Annotated in this window: 20 protein-coding genes; 6 read left to right on the top strand and 14 right to left on the bottom strand. The window is 63.9% G+C overall.

Going from position 1 to position 20,857, the window contains the following annotated elements; all coding sequences use genetic code 11:
- Window positions 1–42: 42 nt before the first annotated feature.
- From DFR24_RS03275 to DFR24_RS24305, 12 genes are all read right to left on the bottom strand, one after another.
- Entirely contained in the window at window positions 43–261 is a 219-nt protein-coding gene (locus tag DFR24_RS03275; protein ID WP_133879908.1) for a hypothetical protein, read from the bottom strand.
- The gene (locus DFR24_RS03270; protein ID WP_162851012.1) at window positions 258–1,100 is read right to left on the bottom strand and encodes an HK97 family phage prohead protease; all 843 of its coding nucleotides are present in this window, start codon (window positions 1,098–1,100) and stop codon (window positions 258–260) included. Before DFR24_RS03270 ends, DFR24_RS03275 begins: the two co-directional genes overlap by 4 nt.
- Window positions 1,097–2,161: a phage major capsid protein gene (locus DFR24_RS03265; RefSeq protein WP_162851011.1), complete on the bottom strand. Its 1,065-nt coding sequence runs from the start codon at window positions 2,159–2,161 to the stop codon at window positions 1,097–1,099. Before DFR24_RS03265 ends, DFR24_RS03270 begins: the two co-directional genes overlap by 4 nt.
- A gap of 776 nt (window positions 2,162–2,937) precedes the next feature.
- Window positions 2,938–3,207, bottom strand: a complete 270-nt coding sequence (locus DFR24_RS03260) for a hypothetical protein (protein ID WP_133879905.1) — start codon at window positions 3,205–3,207, stop codon at window positions 2,938–2,940.
- A gap of 981 nt (window positions 3,208–4,188) precedes the next feature.
- On the bottom strand, window positions 4,189–4,377 hold the full coding sequence (locus DFR24_RS03255) for a hypothetical protein (RefSeq protein ID WP_133879904.1): 189 nt from the start codon (window positions 4,375–4,377) through the stop codon (window positions 4,189–4,191).
- Complete coding sequence (locus tag DFR24_RS24655; protein ID WP_162850940.1) at window positions 4,374–4,562, bottom strand: hypothetical protein; 189 nt, start codon at window positions 4,560–4,562, stop codon at window positions 4,374–4,376. The genes DFR24_RS03255 and DFR24_RS24655 overlap by 4 nt, the downstream gene beginning before the upstream one ends.
- Window positions 4,559–4,783, bottom strand: a complete 225-nt coding sequence (locus DFR24_RS03250) for a helix-turn-helix domain-containing protein (RefSeq protein ID WP_210772500.1) — start codon at window positions 4,781–4,783, stop codon at window positions 4,559–4,561. Before DFR24_RS03250 ends, DFR24_RS24655 begins: the two co-directional genes overlap by 4 nt.
- 116 nt (window positions 4,784–4,899) lie before the next feature.
- Entirely contained in the window at window positions 4,900–5,622 is a 723-nt protein-coding gene (locus DFR24_RS03245; protein WP_133879903.1) for a hypothetical protein, read from the bottom strand.
- A 325-nt stretch (window positions 5,623–5,947) separates the two neighbouring features.
- On the bottom strand, window positions 5,948–6,415 hold the full coding sequence (locus DFR24_RS03240) for a hypothetical protein (RefSeq protein WP_133879902.1): 468 nt from the start codon (window positions 6,413–6,415) through the stop codon (window positions 5,948–5,950).
- Window positions 6,416–6,965: 550 nt separating this feature from the next.
- Complete coding sequence (locus tag DFR24_RS03235; RefSeq protein WP_133879901.1) at window positions 6,966–8,195, bottom strand: tyrosine-type recombinase/integrase; 1,230 nt, start codon at window positions 8,193–8,195, stop codon at window positions 6,966–6,968.
- 561 nt (window positions 8,196–8,756) lie between these two features.
- The gene (locus DFR24_RS03230) at window positions 8,757–10,391 is read right to left on the bottom strand and encodes a flavin-containing monooxygenase (protein ID WP_133879900.1); all 1,635 of its coding nucleotides are present in this window, start codon (window positions 10,389–10,391) and stop codon (window positions 8,757–8,759) included.
- Window positions 10,392–10,955: 564 nt separating this feature from the next.
- On the bottom strand, window positions 10,956–11,129 hold the full coding sequence (locus DFR24_RS24305; protein WP_162851010.1) for a hypothetical protein: 174 nt from the start codon (window positions 11,127–11,129) through the stop codon (window positions 10,956–10,958).
- 218 nt (window positions 11,130–11,347) lie between these two features.
- Here DFR24_RS24305 and DFR24_RS03225 point away from each other — a divergent pair, with 218 nt between their 5' ends.
- The 3 genes from DFR24_RS03225 (at window position 11,348) to DFR24_RS03215 (ending at window position 15,209) form a co-directional block, all read left to right on the top strand.
- A complete protein-coding gene (locus DFR24_RS03225) occupies window positions 11,348–12,628 on the top strand; it encodes an alpha/beta hydrolase family esterase (protein ID WP_133879899.1) in 1,281 nt (426 codons plus the stop codon).
- A 103-nt stretch (window positions 12,629–12,731) separates the two neighbouring features.
- On the top strand, window positions 12,732–14,909 hold the full coding sequence (locus DFR24_RS03220; RefSeq protein ID WP_162851009.1) for an FUSC family protein: 2,178 nt from the start codon (window positions 12,732–12,734) through the stop codon (window positions 14,907–14,909).
- 105 nt (window positions 14,910–15,014) lie between these two features.
- A complete protein-coding gene (locus DFR24_RS03215; RefSeq protein WP_133879897.1) occupies window positions 15,015–15,209 on the top strand; it encodes a hypothetical protein in 195 nt (64 codons plus the stop codon).
- A gap of 32 nt (window positions 15,210–15,241) precedes the next feature.
- Here the strand turns inward: DFR24_RS03215 and DFR24_RS03210 are convergent, their stop codons facing one another.
- Window positions 15,242–16,081: a hypothetical protein gene (locus DFR24_RS03210; protein ID WP_210772494.1), complete on the bottom strand. Its 840-nt coding sequence runs from the start codon at window positions 16,079–16,081 to the stop codon at window positions 15,242–15,244.
- A 56-nt stretch (window positions 16,082–16,137) separates the two neighbouring features.
- Window positions 16,138–17,346, bottom strand: coding sequence for an acyl-CoA dehydrogenase family protein (locus DFR24_RS03205; RefSeq protein WP_210772493.1), 1,209 nt, complete (start codon window positions 17,344–17,346; stop codon window positions 16,138–16,140).
- 298 nt (window positions 17,347–17,644) lie between these two features.
- Here DFR24_RS03205 and DFR24_RS03200 point away from each other — a divergent pair, with 298 nt between their 5' ends.
- The 3 genes from DFR24_RS03200 (at window position 17,645) to DFR24_RS03190 (ending at window position 20,730) form a co-directional block, all read left to right on the top strand.
- Window positions 17,645–18,418 carry an SDR family NAD(P)-dependent oxidoreductase gene (locus DFR24_RS03200; RefSeq protein ID WP_162851008.1) on the top strand — a complete coding sequence of 258 codons (774 nt, stop codon included), beginning with the start codon at window positions 17,645–17,647 and terminating at the stop codon, window positions 18,416–18,418.
- Between the two features lie 271 nt (window positions 18,419–18,689).
- A complete protein-coding gene (locus DFR24_RS03195) occupies window positions 18,690–19,331 on the top strand; it encodes an outer membrane beta-barrel protein (RefSeq protein WP_133879895.1) in 642 nt (213 codons plus the stop codon).
- A 220-nt stretch (window positions 19,332–19,551) separates the two neighbouring features.
- Window positions 19,552–20,730, top strand: coding sequence for a GAF domain-containing sensor histidine kinase (locus tag DFR24_RS03190; protein ID WP_133879894.1), 1,179 nt, complete (start codon window positions 19,552–19,554; stop codon window positions 20,728–20,730).
- Window positions 20,731–20,857 lie beyond the last annotated feature (127 nt).

The raw sequence follows: 20,857 nt of genomic DNA, 5'->3' as shown, positions 1-20,857 counted from the left end.
TTCGCGGTCGGGACGGTCGGCTGCTGTCGTAGTTTCGGCATATCAGTGCACCTTCATTCCCAATGCGGCCAAGCCCTCGGCACTGACGCGCGAGACAGACCACGAGCCGCCATCGAGCTCGAAATAGATCAGGCCGGCTTCCACGTCCAAAACGACGTTGTCGCTGTTCAGGCCCAGGGCAGCAACGGTCTCTCTGCACAACAATGCGGGCTCGCGTCGTGCGGCTGCCGCGCGCAATTGATCTCGGAGTTCATCGTTCATCGTGAGTCACCTCGCGCATCGCGGCCGCGCCGCACAAAGATCTGCCAATCCGCCGAAACCGCGTCTGACCCCTCATGCGTTGGTGCACTGGATACGCCATCGCGCACGCAATAGAAGGCGCTTCCTCCGTGGCTCACAACATCGCCGCGGCTGTAGACCGCAGTGCGATTGAAGATGCCCAAATACTTCGGACTGTCCGCCAGTCGTCGTTCCAGAGACGCAATGCGCTTCATGGCAGAAACGAAATTCAGTTGGTGGAACGTCCATGAAACGCTGGACTCCCGGACTTTCGAAAGCCCTTTCTTGACGGCGCGCTTATTGGCCAGGGACCGCGCGGTGGCCAAGTTCTGCTGGAGAATCTCGCGCGTTGCAGCATGCGGACTCGCTAGCTCCTTCGCGTTGCTCGACCCTGTGATTTTTGCGAAGGGATTTGCAGGCACCGCCACTGCAGAAACCTCGGTCAGGGTCCACGACGTCCATCTGCGCCCGCCTGTACTGATCGCCGTCGACTTGTGCCCAATAAATCCCACGCTGAAGGATGTCAGCGCGCCCGCGCGTATCAGCGTCCAAGCTTCGTCCGCCTTGGCCGTTCCCTCGACAATCGTGGCCTCGATGCGGACGCGCGTGGCTTCGATGACAACCGACGTCACGCTGCCAATGATCGACTCGTGGTTGTGCCCGAATAGCAACGGAAGAGGGGTCTTCGCGATGCATCCAGCGGGTTCGCAGATATCTCCGACGAGGTCGACGTCATCTGTCGACGCCCACCCGGTAATGATTCGCTTGCCGTCTGTGGGAGCCGCCAGCAGCTTTACAACAAGGTGTCCGCTGGTGCTCACGCGTAGGCCGCTCCCTCGATCAGCGCGACGCTGCCCGGGCGAACGCGGTCCCAGTTTGTTTCGAACTCGATGAGCAGCGCCGTCGAATTCGTTTGGTAAAGAGAAACCATCGAGGAACCCGTTGGCGTCACTGAATCGCCGCCCGGTGTGTCGCTCATCTCGATAGAGGCTTGGTCCGAACTGCGAACCTCTGAGCCGCCCTCACCGAAGGCGATGCCAGACGCATCGATCAGCGCAATGATTCCGCCATTGCTGTCGATCGGGACCATGCGCGATGTAAGGACGGGAATCCCCAAGATCGCGCCACCGCGCGGTCCGACGTCGGCGAATTGGAACGAGCCGCCGGAATCCCGCGACAGGCCGATGCCGGCTGCCGTGGTCGGATGCATCACGAAATAGGCGCTCGCGAGGTCTCCGGGAAACGCAGCGATCAGCGCGGCAATGTCAGCGGCAGGATCTCCCGTCGCAGCAATTGTCGTGGCGCCATTGGTGACGCTAGCGGGTCTTTCCTCAGCGACGCCGGAGTTCGCGGGATCGACGAAGGCAAGGTCCTGCACCTCGCGAGCAGCTGCGACCATGTCCGCCAGGATGTATCGCTCCGACGCCGGATCGGCGTTGAAGAGCAGCTCCTTCGTCAGCACGCTCAGTGAAGCGATCTTCAGGGGCGGCAGAGCGTCTCGAGCGAACGACATGCGCGTCACTGGCTTCGATTTGCCGGACGCGACCCAGTATGCAGACGCGCCTGCAGTGGACCGCAACACCTGGACCCCCAGCGGCATGCGACGCAGACCGGACATGCGGCCGAGCAGCGAGGATTCGCGGACCAGCCCGAAGAACTCCGCGGCTGCCAGGTTGAAATCGGCGAGCGCCGATCCCCAAGAGCCATCCGGCCGGGTGCTGCCGGCGCCGACAGCGCCGCGCAAGATCATCGCGGGTGCAGAGTTGTCGCCGTAGCGGCTGCCAGCGTCGCCTGCGGCCTTCTGAATGTTGCCACCGCACCGTGCTATCGACGCGCAGTAGCGGGCAAACGTGGTGCCGCGGGGAAGTAGGGAAACTGACATCTGAGACTCCGGTGTGTGAGTCTGCAGATTGGATTTACTCGGTCGCCCGAACCATGGGGTTAGGTGCGGTTGGATGCGGTTGGGTTCAGTGACTTTCGCAGTGGGTCTCGATCCACAACGCGACATCGGCGAGCAGGTAAGTCACCTTGTGCCCGGCGCCGCCGAGCCGATACCAAGTAGGGCCTTTACCTTCGGCCCTAGCGTTCCGGAGACTGTCGGGCGACCAACCGATGATCTGAGCGAGATCTCCTTCACCGACTCGGCCATCGCCGGACATCCAGCACCCCAGCGAGATAGACGCCTCGTAGAGCCGTGCCCTGGTTGCGGCAACGCGGGATTCGCGGTCGATCATTTGCTGATTTGAAATTTGATTAATTCAAAAAGGGAAAAAAATCTGTGCGTGAGATGGACCGTGGTCAGGGATTGCACTTCCCTTTGAGGCTGGAACCGCCCCCCGGGGCGGGCATCCACCAAACCTTGAGACGCGTCGCTGTAGACCGTTCTCCCAACCTTTTTCGCATCTCTCCAGAATTCCTTTCGCGGTCCCGAGAAACGGAATTCTGCGGAAACACGAAAAAGCCTTGGAGGACGGTCTACAAGGCGACGCATCGCCAGATCGGAACCACCGCCCCCCATCCCAGGGCGGGGAGGGGTCGGTCTGGAAGGCCACACGACGGGCAGCCTCGTAGCACGAGCGACGCACGTCCGCCCCCGGATCTGCAGCGGTCTGAGATTGGCAATGCGGGCAGTGAGCGCAGGGCATCGGCCGCAGCCTCTCAGGCAGTGAAGTCCCAAGGCTTCGCGCCGCCCGCCCGCCGGCTTGATGTCGCAGCAGACTTAGGACCGATCTGCGAGTGGGGCGTCAACCGGAGCGCGCGACAGAGGTTCACCTGCGCCTTGCTCCAGAGGTCCGCATTCTTCGCGAGCTGCGTGTAGCGGCTCATGCCTTCCCGCGTTCGGAGGTCAGCCGACTGCAGCATCGTCAGTTCGTCAGCGATCCGCGCCGATTCCGACTCCGCTCTCACCAGTTCGGTGAGCAGCCCCAAAGAGTCCTCCGTAAACCAATCTGAGGGCTTGGTCGCGGTGATAACGGTCCACCGCAGCGACTGGTCGACAGTCAGGTGGTCGGGCGGTTCGAGGCGCCTCCGGATGGGGAGCGCGCCAGGGGTGGTCAGGGATGCAACGGAACGTCTAGGCATTGGGTCCTCGTGAGATTGTTGCCGGGTAGCAAAGAACGGTTTCGAGCGCGGCTGTCTGCGGCAACGCCTCGCAGATGCTGATGGCCCCCCGTGGGACGGACGCCTCAAGGGGGTCAGCCCGGTGCTAGCCCGATGCAGATCGCATGCTTGCAGCACAGTTCGCTCACCGAACATGAGCCACCTTCCCGTCTGCGCCCAATTTGGGCCGCTTACCTCTGAAGCTTCCAGCAGAGGCAACAGCAACAGCGGAAGACGCTGGGGATGGCAAACCTATATGTGTATCAGGAGAGGGACCGATAGAGTCGGTGACGGTCCGATCTGAGGGACCGTAAGGGGTGTTTTGGGGTGGTTCCGAGGGCACCCTTGTCTCACCACAGGGACCGATCGGTCCGACTACAGGGACTGTCAGTCTCACCACAGGGACCGTGTTTTTTTTCCAACGGGCAAATTCTTTGGTGGCAAGGGCGTTCGTTACGTCGCACCCCTCGTCCGTGAGTCTGTATTCGGTCGCGTGGCGAATCTTTCTGCTGAACGATCCCTTCGTCGTCGCCACCAGGAATCCGTGCTCCTGAAGGCTCCTGAGAGCGCGAGCGGCGGTGTCTTTGGATACGCCCAGGTTGTCCGAGAGATTGCGGACGCCGACGCCAATTCGTCCGTTGTTGCTGCCAGGTCCTCGGTAGATCCGGCGGACTTCGATGTACGCGCACCGAGCCACCGGATCGAGATCCTTCCATGCGGCCGTGTCCATCATCCAATGCTCGAGCTTCACGAACTTGGATTTGCCGCCATCGTCGGCGCGGCCCTTCTCTTTGACGCGCGTGCGAGACACTAGCGCGCCGCCGAACCTTTGACGGACTGAGCGAAGGTGCGCAGCGCGTCAATGGTGTACGCCTTCGCCAAGGCGCTTGCAGCGGCCCGCAATGCGAGCTTGTGGTGATCGGGGATGCCTAGAGCGCGCATCGCGTCTTCGAAGTCCCGGCGGCGCTGTGAGAGCGCCTGTGCGGAGTCAGCGCTCATGGCTCGACTCCGACGCGAACGAAGTACACGGTTCCATCAGGATTGGTGCGCTTCACGAAGCCAAGCTCAATCATCAGAACATCGGCCTGCTGAAGCCTTAGCGCATGAGCATCGCGAGACGCCTTATCGCGTCTGTCGCGCACGGTTGCATTGAACTCGCGCCGGGCTGTGCGTTCGCCGTTCATGCCGCCGCCCGATCAGACGTAGACGTCCGCGACCCTGCCTCGAGGAATGCGTCGAGATCTTCGATCCGGTAGACGACGCGCGATCCGAGTTTCGAGAACCGGGGACCGCCACCACGCGACCGCCATGTCTCAAGGGTCGGGGTTCGAAGCTTCAGATACGACGCCGCTTCAGGAGTATTGAGCACCCGCGTGGCGGGGCCTTTGTGCTGCTGGGATTCCATGCTGCCGTCCATGCTGTGGTTGTGACGGCCTGCATGCTGTAGCACGAAAATCGTTGGGTCCACCCCTCATCCGCAGCCTGCGCGCAAGGTTCCGAAGTCTGCGCGCAGGGTTCCAATTACTTGGCGGATGACTCCCACTCTCTGCACCAATCCTCGATGACTCTAGCGCTCTTGAGAGAATCGAATTTCTGGAGCATGTCGCGGGCAAACTCTGCTTTACCTTTGTATCGCGAGGAGTCTGCTTTCCAAAGTTCCCAGCACTCTCTAACCTTTTTCTTATCGACTTGCTTCGGGTCCTTTGAGTGCCGCAAGCGCGCTAGCTTCTTCATCTCATCGTTTCCCATCTCAAGCGACAACTCGACCTCACGCAAAGTCATAATCTTTGAAGCATCGGTTAGATGGCGCACGATGCCGTCCATATCGGACTGGAGATAACAATCGGCGGCACTATCGACGGTCGTCATTGCCATAACGCTGTAGAGCTCTACCATTCCGAGTTTTCGTCCGCTCTTCGTTGATAGCGTCAACACATCGTCTGGTTCCGAATCGTACTTGCGATCGAGACGATCTATGAGGTTGACTCCGTTGTGCACGACATCGTCAGGTTCGGTCTCTCGTGACAGAGCATTAAGAAGATCTAATGCTTCCGAGAAATCTGCTTCCGCGACCCTTGCCGCAACGAAATGGTCAGGATCACGCTCCTTCATATCAGGGGCAAAAAGCAGCGCAGCCTCGACCCACATAGTCCATAACGCTGGCACTGCCTCGACGACGTCCCAGTCTCGCGGTAGGACGGGAAAGTTTCGAATTGGAGAAAAGCTGGGGGAAGAATCGGACATAGCGCACCTTCCTGCGCCCTTCAACAGACGCCGCACCAGGACCGTGAAGGATCGGTCTTTTCGGGGATCAGCCTAGGTGTAGCGGTACAACGAGAAAGCCCCGCCATTGCTGACGGGGCGTAGTGGTTACGCTGCGGTGTTCTCGCGAGCCATTTCGATGGCGACTTGTGCCCGTAGAAGGCTCTGGTAGGCGAGGGCCATATTCGAGAACTCTTCAAACTCCCGTGTCGCTGCGCGCTCGTCGGCGCAGACCATCTCTGTCCATGCGTACCCCGGCGGGGCAAGACCCCGTGCCGGCCGGAGATACAGCGGGGCCTTCGTTCCCCTAGCCATTAGCGCCTCCTGCGACTGCGGCCAGGATTGCTTCGCGGTCAGCTACGGGCAGATCCGCGAAGTACGGATCGCGCGCGTCCGACTCGTTCACCACTGCGACCGGCCAGACCGAGACCGGGCCTGCCAGCGTTCTGATGCACGGCTCCGGATACTCAAGCTCCAAGTGCCAGTGCTTCAGTGGGACAAGCTCCTCGGCGTAGAACCGGGTCCCGTCCGGACGTTCCTTGAGAACGGTCTTCAGCCGCAGAGTGCCGGGGGGCTCGATCTTCAGAAGTTTGCACGGCAGCCGATCGACGCCTTGGCAGAAAAGCGCCCTTTGCAGTCGTGGGGTGACGAGGGTTCCGTGATCCATATCGATCGCGATTCCCGCGTGCCGGATCTGTACAACGTCACGCGCGGGCGTGGGCACGTTCGTTTTCCCATTCCACGCCATGACCATTTCATCCGATGACTTATCCATTTGACACCTCCGGCGTCGCATCCCCTCGACCCAGCTCGCGACGAATCGCAGCGGCGGTGTCTGCTGCGGTAGTCGCGACCATCTGGATAAACGTCTCCATCTGTCCAAGAGCATTCGCGTGGACCGGTCCCATGGCCTGATTGAGCGTCGTATGCGCGATGACCTGAATGGCCCGTTTGGGCTGCACAACTCGCGGATTGCCGCAAACCGCTTGATAGGCCACGCGTCGCGCTAGGAAGGTCCTGCACGCCTCGTATGCTTCGCGCGACAAATCCCAGGCTCGGCGATCAATGGCGGACTGCACGGCCTCCGGGAGCGGATCCACCAGTGTGCTGTTTCCGGTGTGCACGATGGCGCGAAAATCGAATGTCCCTGGGACAGCCTCAGGGCGACTCGGCTTGACCAAGGCGCTGCCGGGCCGACGTTTTGCAGGACGAATCTTTTGGGGTACTAAACTCCTTCCAGCCATTGGTGATCTCCAATCAGGTCGTTGATGGTTAGCCGGTCCGGGTGCCACTAACACCCGGGTCCGGCGCTTTGCCTGAGACGGTCAGGCAGCCGTTTGCTTCATGCTCTTTCGGCCCTTGCCAGTCTGTATGCCGACGACAGTCCCGCGCGGCTTCACGCCCGCCGCAGACAGGATGTAATCCGTAACGGCCTGCATGGGCTTCCGCAGGCGCTCGACGTCGAGGCCGATGTAGCCCTCCGTCACGTCGCCCGCGTTCTTGTGATTCAGCAGACGCTTCAGGGCATAGCCGGGAGTGTCGATCTTCTCGGCCACAGTCGCGAAAGTGCGTCGCAGGTCATGGACGCAGAACTCCACGCCTGCACCCTTCTCCACCTCGGCCAACGCATACCGGAGATTGGACAGCCGACCGCGTGCTGTGCCGAATACGAACTCGCTGGCCTTCGCCTTATCGCGTGCCTTCAGGATCTCGAGCACGTAGTCGGACAGCGGCAACTGATGGGGGCGACGATTCTTCGGGTCAGGAATGGTCAGCGTCCCGCCGCGCAGATCCACGTCATTCCAGGTCAGGTCTAGCGCCTCGGTCCGCCGCAGTCCGGTGAGCAGCACCAGCAGCAGGTAATCGCGCGCGTCTCGGTTCTGCAGGCCGTCGACGGCACCGAACCAGGCGCGCAGGTCAGGATCGGCGATCAGCGTCCGGCGTCGGCTGACCTCGTACCACGCCTTCCGCTTTGAAAGGCTGCGCACCGGGTTGTGAGCGAGCACTGGCGTGCCGTCCGATTGCAGGTACTTCTCGGCGGCGAAGTTCAGGATGGCGCGCAGATATCGGAACGCGAGGTTGGCGCGGGCCGGCGAAGCCTTTCCGAGTTCGCCGTGGCGCTTGAGACACATATCCGGGGTGATCGTGGCGATGCGCTTGGAATCCCAAGCGAGCGTGCGCAGGGCCTTGCGCATGTCGTCCACGGTCGTTGGCTTTAGGTTCCGGCGCTCGGCCAGGAACGCATCAAAGGCGTCTTCCACGGTCACGGCAAGGGCCTTCTCACGCAGGCGCTTGATGGCGGGGTCTTCGCCCTTTGCCATCAGCCCAAGCTGCACCTTGGCCTGTCTGCGGGCTTGCTCGGCGGCAATGGAACCGTGATTGCCCAGCTTCACGCGTCGGGTCTTTCCTCCGACCCTCGCCTCGGCGAAATACGCCTTGTTCGTCGCAGTGATCCGGACGCCAAAACCCTTCAGGTCTTCGTCGTAAAGCAGCCTCGGCTTCGCCGAAAACAGCTCCTTCTCAACCGACTTTTTGCTGATAGAAATGACCGGCATTCCCTGCGCTCCAAAGTCCCGTGTAGGCACTATGTAGGCAGTATGCAGCAAACACCGTCAAAGACAATAGGACGATAAACCGACGTAACACCATGTTTTATAGCGACTCATCAAACTGTGTAGGACGTCGTCAAACTCAGAAGGGCGGCCTGCTTAGGATTGAAAATCCCCGTGTCGGCGGTTCGATTCCGTCCCCGGCCACCATTAGATCGAGGTGTTGCAGGATTCACGGGGATAACCGGGATCCTGTGTCCGTCCTGCCTCCGGTCATCCGGCTCCGTCCCGGCGATGGAACGTCCTTCGCGTTGATCAATGGGCGATCGATGCGGTCCACGATCACCCAGCCCCTACCCGGCTCACCGCGCGCGTTACTTCCGCGGCACTCGCCCATGGCGCATCCAGAACGGTGGCGCGGGCTTCCAGTCTTCAGGATCGCTATCGAACGGCTTCACGGGTAGAAAGCCCGTCACGAACTGATCGACCCACGCTTTGTGGCGCTCCCGCCCGGCGCGGCCATCGCTGGGCTGCAGCGCGATCCCATCGCGCTGCACCGCAGGCTTTTCAGGCCAGGTCGAATCCCGCGTACCCGCTCGACTTCACGTCCTCACAGGCTTGCTTGTAGATGTTCACACCGCCTGCGTAACTGAGCAGCCGGCGCGGCTTACCCGGGATGTTGGAGCCCATGTACCAGGAATCCGTCTTGGTCAGCAGCGTGGCATTGGCAACGTCATCGTGGTGCTGCACCCACTGCGCCTCCTTCTCCGCCGTAGGTTCCATGACCTTGAGACCCTTGGCTCGCACGTAGCCGATCGCATCGGCGATCCAACCCGCCTGCTGCTGCAAGCACGTGGTCATGTTGCACAGGGCGGCCGCAGGTGCGAGCGGCGCACCGACGGTGAACAGATTGGGGTAGCCGTGAACCTGCAGCCCCATCGTCGTGCGGATGTCGCGGCCCCAGTCGTCGGCGAGCTTGCGGCCCGCGCGCCCCTGGATGTCTATGCGTGTCAGTGCCCCGGTGCCGGCGTCGAAACCGGTCGCAAGGATCAGGACATCAATCTCGTGCACGGTGCCGTCGGCGAGCTTCACACCTTCGGGGACGACCTCGACGATCTTGTTCTTCTTGACGTCGACCGCCTCGACATTGGGCCGCAGGAAGGCTTCAAGGTATCCGTTCTCCAGCGGCACGCGGTGCGTGCCGAAGCCGTAGTCCTTGGGCACCAGCAGATCGCACAGCTTCGGATCGTGCTTGAGTTGTGCGCGAAGCTTCTCGCGCGCGAACTCGGATATTTCGTCGCTGGCGGCCTGCTCGCTGAAGATCTCCGGGTAGGCGGCGAGCCACAGACGTAGCGAACCCTCGTTCCAGCAGCGCTCGTAGACCGCTTGCCGCTGCTCAGGAGTGGCGTCGTGCCAGCTGCCGTTGTCGAAGTTGTAATGAAAACCGCCAAAGGTGTCCTGGACGGTCTCCTTGAACTCGCCGAAGCGTCGATTGAACTCGGCGCGATCGGCGTCGCTGTAGGACGGGTTCTTCATGCGGATGGTGTACTGCGGTGTGCGCACGAACACCTTCATGTGCGCAACCTCGGGCGCCAGCGTCTGGATCACCTGGATGCCCGTGGCGCCAATGCCGACCACACCGACGCGCTTGCCCTTGAAGTCGATCTTCTCCTTGGGCCAGCGCGCGGTGTGGAACACACGGCCCTTGAAGGTCTTCTGCCCCGGGAAGAGATCGGCCAGCGGCGCCGAGAGCATTCCGGCGCAGGTCACCAGAAACTGTGCGTCGAATTCATCGCCGGCGTCCGTCGTCACCTTCCAGCGCTGGGTCGACTCGTCGAAACGAGCAGACTCCACGCGCGTGTTGAAACGGAAATGCGGGCGCAGGTCCAGCTTGTCAGCCACGTAGTGGAGCCAGGCTTCGACATCGGCCTGCGCCGAGAAACGCTCGCGCACCGGCCAGTCCTTGTAGAGGTCTTCGGAGAACCAGTACTGGTAGACCTCGCCCTGCGAATCGAGCCGGGCGCCTGGATAACGGTTCCAGTACCAGGTACCGCCGACATCGCTCCCAGCCTCCACACCCTGGACCTTGAGCCCCAGCTCGCGCAGGCGATGGAGCTGGTACATGCCGGCGATGCCGGCGCCGACGACGACGGCATCAACCTGGACAGCGGGAGCGGCAGAGGACTTGGACGAAGCTGACATGGGTGGCGGGCAAGGAATATTGATAAGACCCCGATGATAGGCATCGTCGCAAACGCGACGGAACCCCTTCGGCGGGGGGCTGCATAGGGGGGCTTGCGCCCAACGCCGTTCGCCAGTGCCACGCCCTGCCTGCCACCACCTTCGAATGTCGGGCTCAAGCCGCTGCGGAGCTTCCGGCGACCCCGCCACAGCGTTCGCGCCCGCGATTGTCACCTTCCGCAAGGACAGGCCAGCGATGCCAGCCAGGACCTGGATCTGAAGCGCCCGGGCTGATGCTCGGGCGCTTTTCCATTGGGCCCGGTGACGTCCTGAGGCCGCTCGATCCTCACGACCCCAACGGCGCCACCGACCGTCGCAGACTTCTTTCCGTCGCCAACGTCACGCGGACCCGGACGCACCCACCGAAGCCCATTGTCGCGAGCGCTATCCCTGCTGGGCGGTCAACAAGATCGGGCGATCGGAAATGACCTTCCTGGATCTGAAAAAGTGATGCAGCTCATCAGAAACCGGCGACGCCTCCGCCAGCGCATCGCCACGAATTACTGCGCCGTAACGTGATGTTGGTCACATAAATTTACTGACCCGCCGGTGAGTCATTGGAGCGGTCCAGCCGCAAGGTTCACGGCCTGTGAACGGCAACAGCGCGAGGGAATTTTCCACCAGCACTGCGAGCTCGGTACGCAGCGCGTCCCACGAATTCCAGGGGAATTCCGCGGCCCGGCCCTTGCGCCAGCTCATCGGAACGCCCTCGGATCCGAGGAGCGCAGGAGCTGCTTGCGCGCCACCCACCAAGCCCGATCAGCCATCCGAACGATGGATGCGACGAGTCTTGTTCTCTCGAGATTCGTTTATAAGGTACCCGACTGCTTCCATATGTTGATCCAGTCGCACCCTCGTTGGATTCATTGCGGGACTCGACCTGTTCGGAACAGGCCGCGATACAGGGAGGATGGGAAATGAACCAGTTCAGGCCGTTGGCCGTGCTGCTCGGGGCCGCGTCGTTGGCGCTGCTTTCCAATCCGGGTATGGCAACGTTGCTGCCGCTCAAGCAGATCGTGGCAGCGATCATCACGCCTGCACCTGCACCGCCGCCAACACCGCTACCCCCGTTGGCTCCCCTGCCGCCTCTGGCTCCGCTGCCGGTACTGGGGACGCAATCCAATCTGCCTCCGCCCGCCGGGGCGCTCGTCGCCGAGCAGGTCATCGTTGCGGCAGACGGCTCCGCGGTCCGTCACTACCTGCTGCACACCCCGGCAGCCGCTACAGGCCAGAAGCTGCCGCTGGTTCTGGTGTTCCACGGCTACAGCCAGAATGCCCAGCAGATGGCCAATAGCGCCAGTGGTCAGGTCTGGCGGCTGATGGCGGACAACCTCGTCCCGGACCGTCTGGTCATGGCGACCACGGGACCGTTCTACGTTGCGTTCCTCAACGGCGCGACACCGGCCAGGCTCGGCAGCGGCACGCAGGCCATCGGAAGCTGGAACGATTGCGACGCCGAGCGCGTCAACAACCTTTCCACCGCCAATGACGTCGCGTTCGCAAAGGCGGTGGTGGCACAGATGGGAGACAAGATCGATACGTCGAGGGTGTATGCCTACGGCATGTCGAACGGCGCCACGATGGTGCTGCGTCTGGGCCGCGAGGCCGGCGATGTCATCGCCGCGATAGCGGCCATCTCCGGTGTCGATCCGCAACCCGTGAACGACGAGTGCGTCGAAACGGCGGACGGTGTCCCGGCGCGTCGGCCGGCGCTCATCGTGCATGGCACCGCCGATGCGTACGTGCCCTATGCCAACAGCTGCGCCACGCTGCCCGGCCTGCTGGCGACGACCTGCCGGCTCGGACATGCCGAGACGATTGCGGCATGGAAAAGCAAGTCCGGCCCGACGCTCGCCTCCGACGCCGCGGGGCGGGTGCCCCCGAAGGCGATCTACCCGAAGGCCGTCAGCGCCCGCCCTGTGTCAGTGGCGATCGATGCGACGAGCCTTTCCTGCGTGCAGCACCTGAGCGCTCTGGCATTCGACGGCCCGTCACCTCTGGTGGTCGGCGGCCAGCTCGTGCCGGCGACGCCAAGTGACGTCCGGATCCAGGACTGCGTCATCACGGGTGGCGGGCATCTCGAACCCTCGGTCCTGACCTATGCCGGCGTGGCGGTGGAGGCGACGTTCGGCAAGCAGAACAACGACGTCGAATCGGCAGTGCTGGCCTGGCAATTCTTCAGGCGCCACACGAAGTAATCCGTCACCGGCGAGCCAGCGCGAAGCCGCTGGCTTTCGCCTTCCTCGCGCCGTCTCGCATTTCCAGGAGGCCGATCCACCCGGCGCGCCCGATAATGCGTCGATGAATCTGCTCCTGCGTCCCCTGCTGGCCCTGCCGGCCAACGTCCTCAACGGGGTGACGGTCTCGCTCGGCGTCACCCTCGCCTACCTGTCCGCACACCCCCTCGGCGGCGTCATCGGCTCGCTCACGGCAGCGGCAGGCGCCGTTTACGCCAGTCTCGCCGACCAGCCGAACGCACCGGCCCGCGCATGGCGCCGCGTGCTGCTCGCCGGAATCATCGGCACGCTGATCTCGACGCTCGTGGCGACGCTGCGGGACAACGTGATCGCGCTCGGTGCCGTGGTCGTCGCGATCGGATTCTTCTCCGGCCTGTCCCAGGCCTGGGGGCCGCGCGTAGGGCCGCTGTCCTTCGTCGGCACGATGGCCTTCGTCTTCACCTACGCGGCGCATCCCGCGCACGGCGCAACGGAATTGCTGATCCGTATCGCCTGGGTCGCCTTCGGCGCGGGGCTGTATCTGGCCTGGGCGGCCCTGACGTGCGCTCTGCTGCAGCCCCGCTATCGCGCGCTCGCGCTCGTTGCCGTCTTCGATGCCCTCGCAAGTCTGTTGCGGGCGCGCGCCGCCGTCTTGCTGGCGCCTGCGCTCGACGCGGACGTCGGCACTCGCTTGCAGCGTTTCCTGGCGCAGGAAACCCAGCTCGACGAACGCCTCCAGGCGGCGCGCGACATCCTCTTCGCCGCACCCGACACGGCGCACGCGCGTCTGCAGACCGCGCTGCTGCTGCGAGCCATCGAACTGCGCGACGGCCTGCTGCTGAGCCAGCTCGATCTCGATCTGCTGGGCGACGACGAGGCCGGCGTGCACGCCTGGCAGGCATTGGCGACGACGTATCGCGCGATCGCCGATCGGCTGGATGCCTTGGGCCGGTCGATCCGGCACGGCTTGCCGCTGGACGATGCCGCAGACGTCGGGGCGGCACTGCGCGCGCTCGACGCGGCCAACGTGTTCGGCGACGACGGCCGTCGTCGCCGCCTGCTCGCCGGCGTCACGGATCGCACCGGGCACATGCTCGACGACCTGCTGCGCATGCAGGTGCTGCTGCGCAAGGACGATTTGCCACGACCGTTCTCGCGATCCGAACTGCGCCTGTTCGTCAGCGTGGAGGGATGGCCACTGGCGGCGTTGCGCCCGCATCTGGTGCTGGGCTCACCGGTGCTGCGACATGCGCTGCGCGCCGGCGCCGCCTTCGGTGCTGCCTACGCCATCGGGGTATCGCTGCCGTGGGCGGCCCATCCGCACTGGATGGTGCTGAGCGTCGCCGTGGTGCTGCGCGGCACGCTCGATCAGACGCTGACGCGTCGCAACCTGCGCGTAGCCGGTACGGCCGCCGGTTGCGGCATTGTGCTGGCGCTGTCGTTCGTGGCCACGCCGTGGCTGTCGACGCTGGTATTCCTGGCGGCAACCGGGCTGGCCCATGCATTCGCGCTCTCCGCGTATTTCGTCACCGCCACCGCGGCGACGGTGATGGCCTTGCTGCAGGCGAACATGGTCAATCCCGATCTCGGCTTTGCCGTCTACGAGCGGCTGTCGGACACGCTGATCGGCGCCGCCATCGCCTGGGCCGCGTGCTACCTGCTGCCGTCCTGGGAGCGCCGTGGATTGCCCGACATGCTCGCGCGCCTGCTGCAGGCGCTCGACGATCTCGCGGCTCAGGCCGTACGGCTGCCGGAGAAGGCCGGCTCCGAGGTCGCGGTCCGCATGGCGCGTCGCGCCGTCTACGAAGCGCTCGGCAGCCTCGCCGGCGCTGCCCAGCGCAGTCGTGCGGAACCGCGCACGGCGCGCGTGCCGACACAGGCCTACGCGTCCGTTCTCGCCCACAGCTACGCGTTGATGTCGCATCTGGCGTCGGTGCGCGTACTGCTGTCCCGCCGGCGCGAACGGCTGGATCCGCAGCTCATCGAGCAGGTGCTGTCGCACGGGGCGCAAGGCATTCGCGCGCGGCTCACACCGACCCATCGCGTATCGCCGCCAGTGGAGGCGCCGTCCGAAGGACAGACCGCCGTCCTGATCGCCGAGCGCGCGGTCCCCGAGCACGCGCCTTCCGCGGCGCTGATGCCCTGGCTGCGGCGGCGTCTCGGGCTGGCCGAGGATTCGGCCACGAACCTTGGGACGGCGGCGAGAGTTCTGGAGCGCGCGGCGCGATCGACGGAAGAGCCGTCCCGTTCCAACGCGATCTGATGTCGGTCGTCTCGCTCGTCGAGCGCCGCTCGGGATCATCGCTTGCTGCGTTCACGGTTGCGTGTCGAGAGTTCGATCGCCCATTCCAGATCAACAGGAGCCACCATGAACATGCAGAAGCCGGATGTCCGCACCAGGGGCACGGAGAGCAAGACCCTGGCGCCGTTGCCGCAGGGTGTCGATACGTCGGAATCGGTTTCCGGCGGGCCGGAGGACCTGATGGTGCAGGATCTCGGCGGGACCTTGCCGTTGAAGAAGTCCGAAGTACCGCATTACCTCGAGAAGGCGTCGCGCAAATAAGTGGTCTGCCGGATCGACGTTCCGCGGTTTTGCTAGCGTCGCCGAAACCGGATCTCGCCCACGCTGTGATCTTCGCGCAGCGTCAGCACGACATCCGCTTGCTTCGGCATCGTGCGCAACGCGTGACGGGTCAGACGCTCGTAGTGCTGGATGAAGCGGTCGAGTTGTCCGCGGGACTGCAGATGGCCCGCTGAAGCACCGGCTGCACGCGCGGTGTCCTGCTCTTGTTGCCATCGCCAGCCGGCCACACACGCAAAATCCGGAACGGCGATGAAAATCTGCGCGTCGAGCCGCGCAAACCAGTCGGCATAGGACGTCCGCAGGCGATCGTTGACGATGCGGCGCCAGCGCCCGTCGGCATCCTCTCCGGCTTCAAGGTCGTTGATTGCGACATCCACCTCGCTGTCCGTCTGCGGCGGCGTGCCGACGCACCATCCTTCGAACAGGATCACGTCCACCGGTCCCTCCACGAGCGGCCAGTCGACTCTTGGCATCCGGTCGTCTTCGGCTTTGGAGAAGCAGGGCAGCGCCAACCGCTCCCGCGGCGGGAGGGCCGCCAGTTTCTCCAGAACGCCGATACCCAGTTCCACGTCGTGCGTGCCAGGGACGCCACGCGTCGCGAACAAGGGATGCAGCGTGGCCGCAAGCGATCGCCTTGCGGCGCGGGGAAGATAGAAATCGTCCAGCGACACCACCACGGTGCGCAGCCCGTGCGTGTTCGCGAGCTCGTCCTTCAGAAACGCGGCGGCGGTGCTTTTGCCGGATCCCTGCGCACCATTGATGCCGAACGTCGGGCGACGCGTGTCACGCTTGCGGCCCGCCATCCAGGTGGCAAGGTCGCGATAACGTTCCTGTGTCAGGGGATCGAGCATCGTCGGAATCGGCAGGCTCGGAGCAAGCCCTTCAAGCAGCTGCGCCGATCGCCGCGTCAGCCGAGTTCCGCACGGCCGAGATGCTGCATCAACTGGTCGGTGGTCAGCGGATGGAACGGACCGCTGCGCGCATCGCGATACAGCTTCTCGAGGACATGCCCGCGCCGGAACGCCCCGCCACCGACCAGACGCATCGCGATGTCGACCACGCGGATCGCGTTCTCCGTCGACACCACCTTGGGAATCTCGAGCCAGCCCAGGCGCCGCGACGGATCCTCCGGCAGATCCCTGCCTTCATTCAGACGTGCGGCCGCGACTTCGATGCAGTTGGCGGCCGACTCGATCAGCACGCACATCTCGCCGACACCGACCTGCACCAGCTGTTGCTCGCTCACCTTCACATCGGCGGCCTCGGATACTGCGCCCAGGCGCTTGCCGCGGATGATGGCGAGCGTCTCGTCGTACGCACGCCGCGCAAGCCCGAGATAGACCGACGCGAAGCTCAGCGTCTGCCATTCGAGATTGGCGAAAAGACCGGAGCGAAACGCGGACGAAACCAGATCGGCCTCGGGCACAAACACCTCCTCGAAGACGACGGTCTCGGTTCCCGATGCCCGCATGCCGAGGGCATCCCAGGTCTTCTCGATGCGCACGCCATTGGCCGTGGCGGGACAGACGAACATGACTTCCCTTGCCGCCCTCTGGGCATGATCAGTCGGCAACTGGCCGTCCGGATTCGTGATCGTCGCGTTGAACGTATGGAAATCCGTCGCCAGCGACAGCGTGCCCCAGCTCTTGCGTCCGCTCACGCGAAAACCTCCGCTGACCGGTACGGCGCGAGTGTCGGCCAGACCCATCACGCCCGCGCGCGTCTCGCTGTAGACGCCATCGAACAGATGGCCGGTCTGCGCCACGCCCGGGAAGAATCGCGCCTGGTGTTGTTCGCTCCACATGCCGCGAAAGAATCCGATCACGCCGAAGTGCATGTTGAAGCCCAGCGCAATAGCGGGGTCGCCGTAGGCCAGAAGCTCGACGCATCGCGCCGTGGTGGCAATGTCTGCACCCCAGCCGCCGAAACGCTTCGGAATATTGAGCCCCGGTAGGCGCAGCGCGCGCAGCCGTGCGGCCATCTCGTGCGGAAATGAATTCTCCGCGTCGTGACGCGGGCCGACGGCGCGGAATTCATTCGCCAGTTCGCGGCACACCGAGAACGCGTGGTTCCGCTCGCTCTCGGTCATTTCGACGACATGCACCGGTGCAGACATGCGCTTCCCTCCATGTGGCGATCGTGCTGCGGGCCGGTTGTCGTCACGTCGGAGAGACCGCCGTGTCGCCCTGCCCTGGAGCATGGAAATGACAACAGACCGCGCCGCGCCGCCGCAAGCGGGCGGGCCCTTACGTCTGCAGCACCGTAGCCCGGACGAAGTCCGGGGTTGCGCGCCGTACGCGAGGGCAACCCCGGACTTCGTCCGGGCTACGGGCACGCGTCTTGTTGCGCGTCGCAGCGTCACCCATCATCGGGTCTCACGTTCTTTCTGAGCGAGAGTCGACGACATGGGCAGGATGAGCGGCAAGGTGGTCATCATCACTGGCGCCGGCACCGGTGTCGGGCAAGCGGCGATGGTGCTGTTTGCGAAAGAGGGCGCCACGGTCCTCGGTGTGTCGCGAACGCAGGTCAATCTCGAACAGACGCTGGCGCAAGTCGAACAGGCAGGCGGCCGAGGTTCGATTCTCGCCGCTGATCTTTCGAGCGACGACGCCTGCCGCCACGTCGTCAAGACCGCGATCGATCGATATGGACGCATCGATTGCCTGGTGCATTCCGCAGGCGTCGGCTACAGCTGGGCCGAGAAGAGTCCCGGAACGATGGGCGATGTCCTCAACACGTCGCCGCAGGCATGGGAAGAGGTGATGGCCATCAACCTCGACGCCTGCTTCTACATGTGCCGCCACGTGATTCCGGAATTCATCCGGCAGGGTCACGGCACGATCGTGAACGTCTCGAGCATCTCCGGATACGTGGGCCTGGCGGGTGCGCACACCTACACCGCCGCCAAGGCCGGCATGATCAACCTGACGCGATCGCTCTGCGTCGCGTACGCCGCTCAAGGCATTCGCGCGAACTGCATTGCGCCCGGCTTCATCGCCACGCCGATGGTCGCCTCGGTGTTGAACCTGTTCGACGATCCCGCAGTGGCCGACCGCATCACGCCGATGAAGCGGCCCGGCACCGCGCTCGAGATGGCCTATGGCTGCCTGTATCTCGCGAGCGACGAATCCTCGTACTGCAACGGCACGGTGCTGACGATCGACGGAGGCACGACGGCTCGTCAGTAGGCGACAGTGCCTCGTTTCGATCGAGCCGGGGTCCCGCCCACATCGGAGGCTTGGCAACGACTCGGCGGCGGGAGTACAACGTGAATCGAGGGCCGCGGCTTGATCTCACGACAGGCAGCAGACCTGCAGACGGGAGGTTCTTCGCGTCGAGCGAATCGAACTTCAGGGGATCAGGGACAATGATCGGAAACCACAGCACGTGCGTGGGCCGTCGCGGATGACGGCACTTGCACGGGCTCACTTCGCTAAAAACACCAAGGGGGAGCAATCGATGAAAAGAATCGCGTACGCGGTCGTGGCGCTTTGCGTGGCACAGGGAGCATCGGCCGCGGAAACGAAAGATCCTCTGGGCAACCACATGGATCTGTACTTCTCGAGCCTCGACTTCGAAGTCGAATCCGGGGGTGACAAGGCCAGCATCGATGGCGGCGGTGGTGGCCTGGCATTCTGGCTGGGCAACGAGATCGGCCTGTTCACCGGCGAGATCCAGTCGAACAAGCTGGACGGCAACATCGGCGGCTTCGACGCCGATGCCGACACCCGCAGCTTCCGCGTCGGTCTGGGCTATCGTTTCCTCAACGAGCGCAACGCCGGCGCCTGGCTTCGTGCCGAGTACGTCAACTTCGATGCTGATCTCGAGATCGACGATGTCGATGGCGGCTCGGACGAGCAGGATGGCTTCGGCATCCACGCCGGCGGCATGATCGGGACCGGCATGTTTCGCGGCTATGCCGAGATCGGGCGTGTCGATCTCGATGACCTCGACGGCATGGAATACAAGGTCGGCGTCAGCATCCAGCCTGGAATGGTCGGCGGCTTCATCGAGTACCGCGTGACGGATCTGGAGCTGGATCACGTCGATGCCGACGAAAAGCTGGAAGATCTTCGCATCGGACTGCGGATGGGGTTCTGAACCCCAGCGGGTGACGGCGTCCCGGCGCCGTCGCTTTTCATCAGAGCATCGGCGCCGCCACATTCCGGGCCTGGAAAAGACACCAGGCGCCGACCGATCCCTGATCAGGCCAACCGGAGAGAAGCGTCTTCAGATCGTATTGAGCGGCGCCAAGGGCACCAGGCGCACGCTCGGCAGGCGCATGACGCTGGGGATCATCCGTCGACGGTAAGATCACGTCATGAGCGACGTCACCCTCGACATCCAGGCGATCCGCCGCATCTGCGTCGTGCCGACGATCCTCGAGCTGATGATCACGCTGACCGGTATGCGTTTTGCAGCCGTGGCCCGCGTCACCGACACCACGTGGACGGCCTGCGCCGTCAACGATCAGCTGGCGTTCGGCCTCGAGCCCGGGCAGGAACTGCCGTTGCACACGACGCTCTGCAACGAGGTGCGTCAGCAGCAGCAGGCGATCATCTTCGGCCACGCCAGCCAGCATCCCGAGTTCTGTCAGCACGCGACGCCCCGGCTCTACGGCTTCGAGAGCTATGTCTCGCTGCCGATCGTGCGAGCGGATGGCTCATTCTTCGGCACGCTGTGCGGCCTGGATCCGCAGCCGCGTCCCGTCGAGGATCCCCCGACGATCCGCACGCTCACGCTGTTCGCTCAGCTGATTGCCGCCCATCTCGATGCCGACGACACCATCGGGCGCAGGACGCGGGAACTCGATGCCGCGCGCGAGGACGCCTTGCTGCGCGACCGCTTCGTCGCCGTTCTCGGACACGATCTGCGCAATCCGCTGAACTCGATCGGCATCAGCGCCGAAGTCCTCGAGGCCAGCGCCACCGATCCCAAGGCGCGCACGATGATCTCGGTGATCCGGCGTAGCTGCAATCGCATGGCCAGCCTGGTCGATGACGTCATCGATTTCGCGCGCGGCAAGCTCGGAACGGGCATTCCGTTGTCGATGGAGAACACCGATCTGCTCGCCGGTCTGCTGCGGCAGGTCACGACCGAAATCCAGCTCAATCACCCGACCCGTCCACTCGACGTGTCGATCAATCTGCCCGGGCTCGTGCGCTGCGACGCGCCGCGCATCGCGCAGCTGCTCGGCAACCTGGTATCCAACGCGATGACGCACGGCGAGCCAGGTTCGCCGGTCCAGGTCACGGCACGCGTGGCGGACGACATGCTGGCCCTGTCGGTCAGCAATCACGGCATGCCGATCCCGGTGGAGTTGCAGCGGAGGATTTTCGAGCCGTTCGTTCGTGGCGATCCGCAGCGCAACCAGAGCGGACTGGGGCTGGGGCTCTACATCGCCGCCGAGATCGCACGCAGCCACGGCGGGAAGATCGAACTGTCCAGCGCGGAAGGCCGAACGCAATTCAGGTTCAGCATGCCCCTCGTCGTCGGCTGATCCGAGAAACGCTGCGGCCGGATTCCGGGCTCATGGCGCGCGGAAACCACGAGGGCGGCGCGTGGATGCGCCCCCCGCCCTCGTTTTTTCGTCCTGCCAGAGCATCGGCACGCCGATCCTCGTTCGT

It is taken from the genome of Panacagrimonas perspica, from assembly GCF_004364935.1.
Taxonomy (GTDB): Bacteria; Pseudomonadota; Gammaproteobacteria; order Nevskiales; family Nevskiaceae; genus Panacagrimonas; species Panacagrimonas perspica.
This window is presented reverse-complemented; position numbering and strand designations above follow the sequence as displayed.

What these genes read in the sequence shown, in the direction of transcription:
- DFR24_RS03215 (WP_133879897.1), top strand. Translation starts at nt 15,015, where the DNA reads ATGAACATGCAGAAGCCGGATGTCCGCACCAGGGGCACGGAGAGCAAG.
- DFR24_RS24655 (WP_162850940.1), bottom strand. Translation starts at nt 4,562, where the DNA reads ATGAACGGCGAACGCACAGCCCGGCGCGAGTTCAATGCAACCGTGCGC.
- DFR24_RS03240 (WP_133879902.1), bottom strand. Translation starts at nt 6,415, where the DNA reads ATGGATAAGTCATCGGATGAAATGGTCATGGCGTGGAATGGGAAAACG.
- DFR24_RS03200 (WP_162851008.1), top strand. Translation starts at nt 17,645, where the DNA reads ATGAGCGGCAAGGTGGTCATCATCACTGGCGCCGGCACCGGTGTCGGG.
- DFR24_RS03250 (WP_210772500.1), bottom strand. Translation starts at nt 4,783, where the DNA reads ATGGAATCCCAGCAGCACAAAGGCCCCGCCACGCGGGTGCTCAATACT.
- DFR24_RS03245 (WP_133879903.1), bottom strand. Translation starts at nt 5,622, where the DNA reads ATGTCCGATTCTTCCCCCAGCTTTTCTCCAATTCGAAACTTTCCCGTC.
- DFR24_RS03230 (WP_133879900.1), bottom strand. Translation starts at nt 10,391, where the DNA reads ATGTCAGCTTCGTCCAAGTCCTCTGCCGCTCCCGCTGTCCAGGTTGAT.
- DFR24_RS03210 (WP_210772494.1), bottom strand. Translation starts at nt 16,081, where the DNA reads ATGCTCGATCCCCTGACACAGGAACGTTATCGCGACCTTGCCACCTGG.
- DFR24_RS24305 (WP_162851010.1), bottom strand. Translation starts at nt 11,129, where the DNA reads ATGAGCTGGCGCAAGGGCCGGGCCGCGGAATTCCCCTGGAATTCGTGG.
- DFR24_RS03190 (WP_133879894.1), top strand. Translation starts at nt 19,552, where the DNA reads ATGAGCGACGTCACCCTCGACATCCAGGCGATCCGCCGCATCTGCGTC.
- DFR24_RS03195 (WP_133879895.1), top strand. Translation starts at nt 18,690, where the DNA reads ATGAAAAGAATCGCGTACGCGGTCGTGGCGCTTTGCGTGGCACAGGGA.
- DFR24_RS03235 (WP_133879901.1), bottom strand. Translation starts at nt 8,195, where the DNA reads ATGCCGGTCATTTCTATCAGCAAAAAGTCGGTTGAGAAGGAGCTGTTT.
- DFR24_RS03225 (WP_133879899.1), top strand. Translation starts at nt 11,348, where the DNA reads ATGAACCAGTTCAGGCCGTTGGCCGTGCTGCTCGGGGCCGCGTCGTTG.
- DFR24_RS03255 (WP_133879904.1), bottom strand. Translation starts at nt 4,377, where the DNA reads ATGAGCGCTGACTCCGCACAGGCGCTCTCACAGCGCCGCCGGGACTTC.
- DFR24_RS03205 (WP_210772493.1), bottom strand. Translation starts at nt 17,346, where the DNA reads ATGTCTGCACCGGTGCATGTCGTCGAAATGACCGAGAGCGAGCGGAAC.
- DFR24_RS03220 (WP_162851009.1), top strand. Translation starts at nt 12,732, where the DNA reads ATGAATCTGCTCCTGCGTCCCCTGCTGGCCCTGCCGGCCAACGTCCTC.
- DFR24_RS03275 (WP_133879908.1), bottom strand. Translation starts at nt 261, where the DNA reads ATGAACGATGAACTCCGAGATCAATTGCGCGCGGCAGCCGCACGACGC.
- DFR24_RS03265 (WP_162851011.1), bottom strand. Translation starts at nt 2,161, where the DNA reads ATGTCAGTTTCCCTACTTCCCCGCGGCACCACGTTTGCCCGCTACTGC.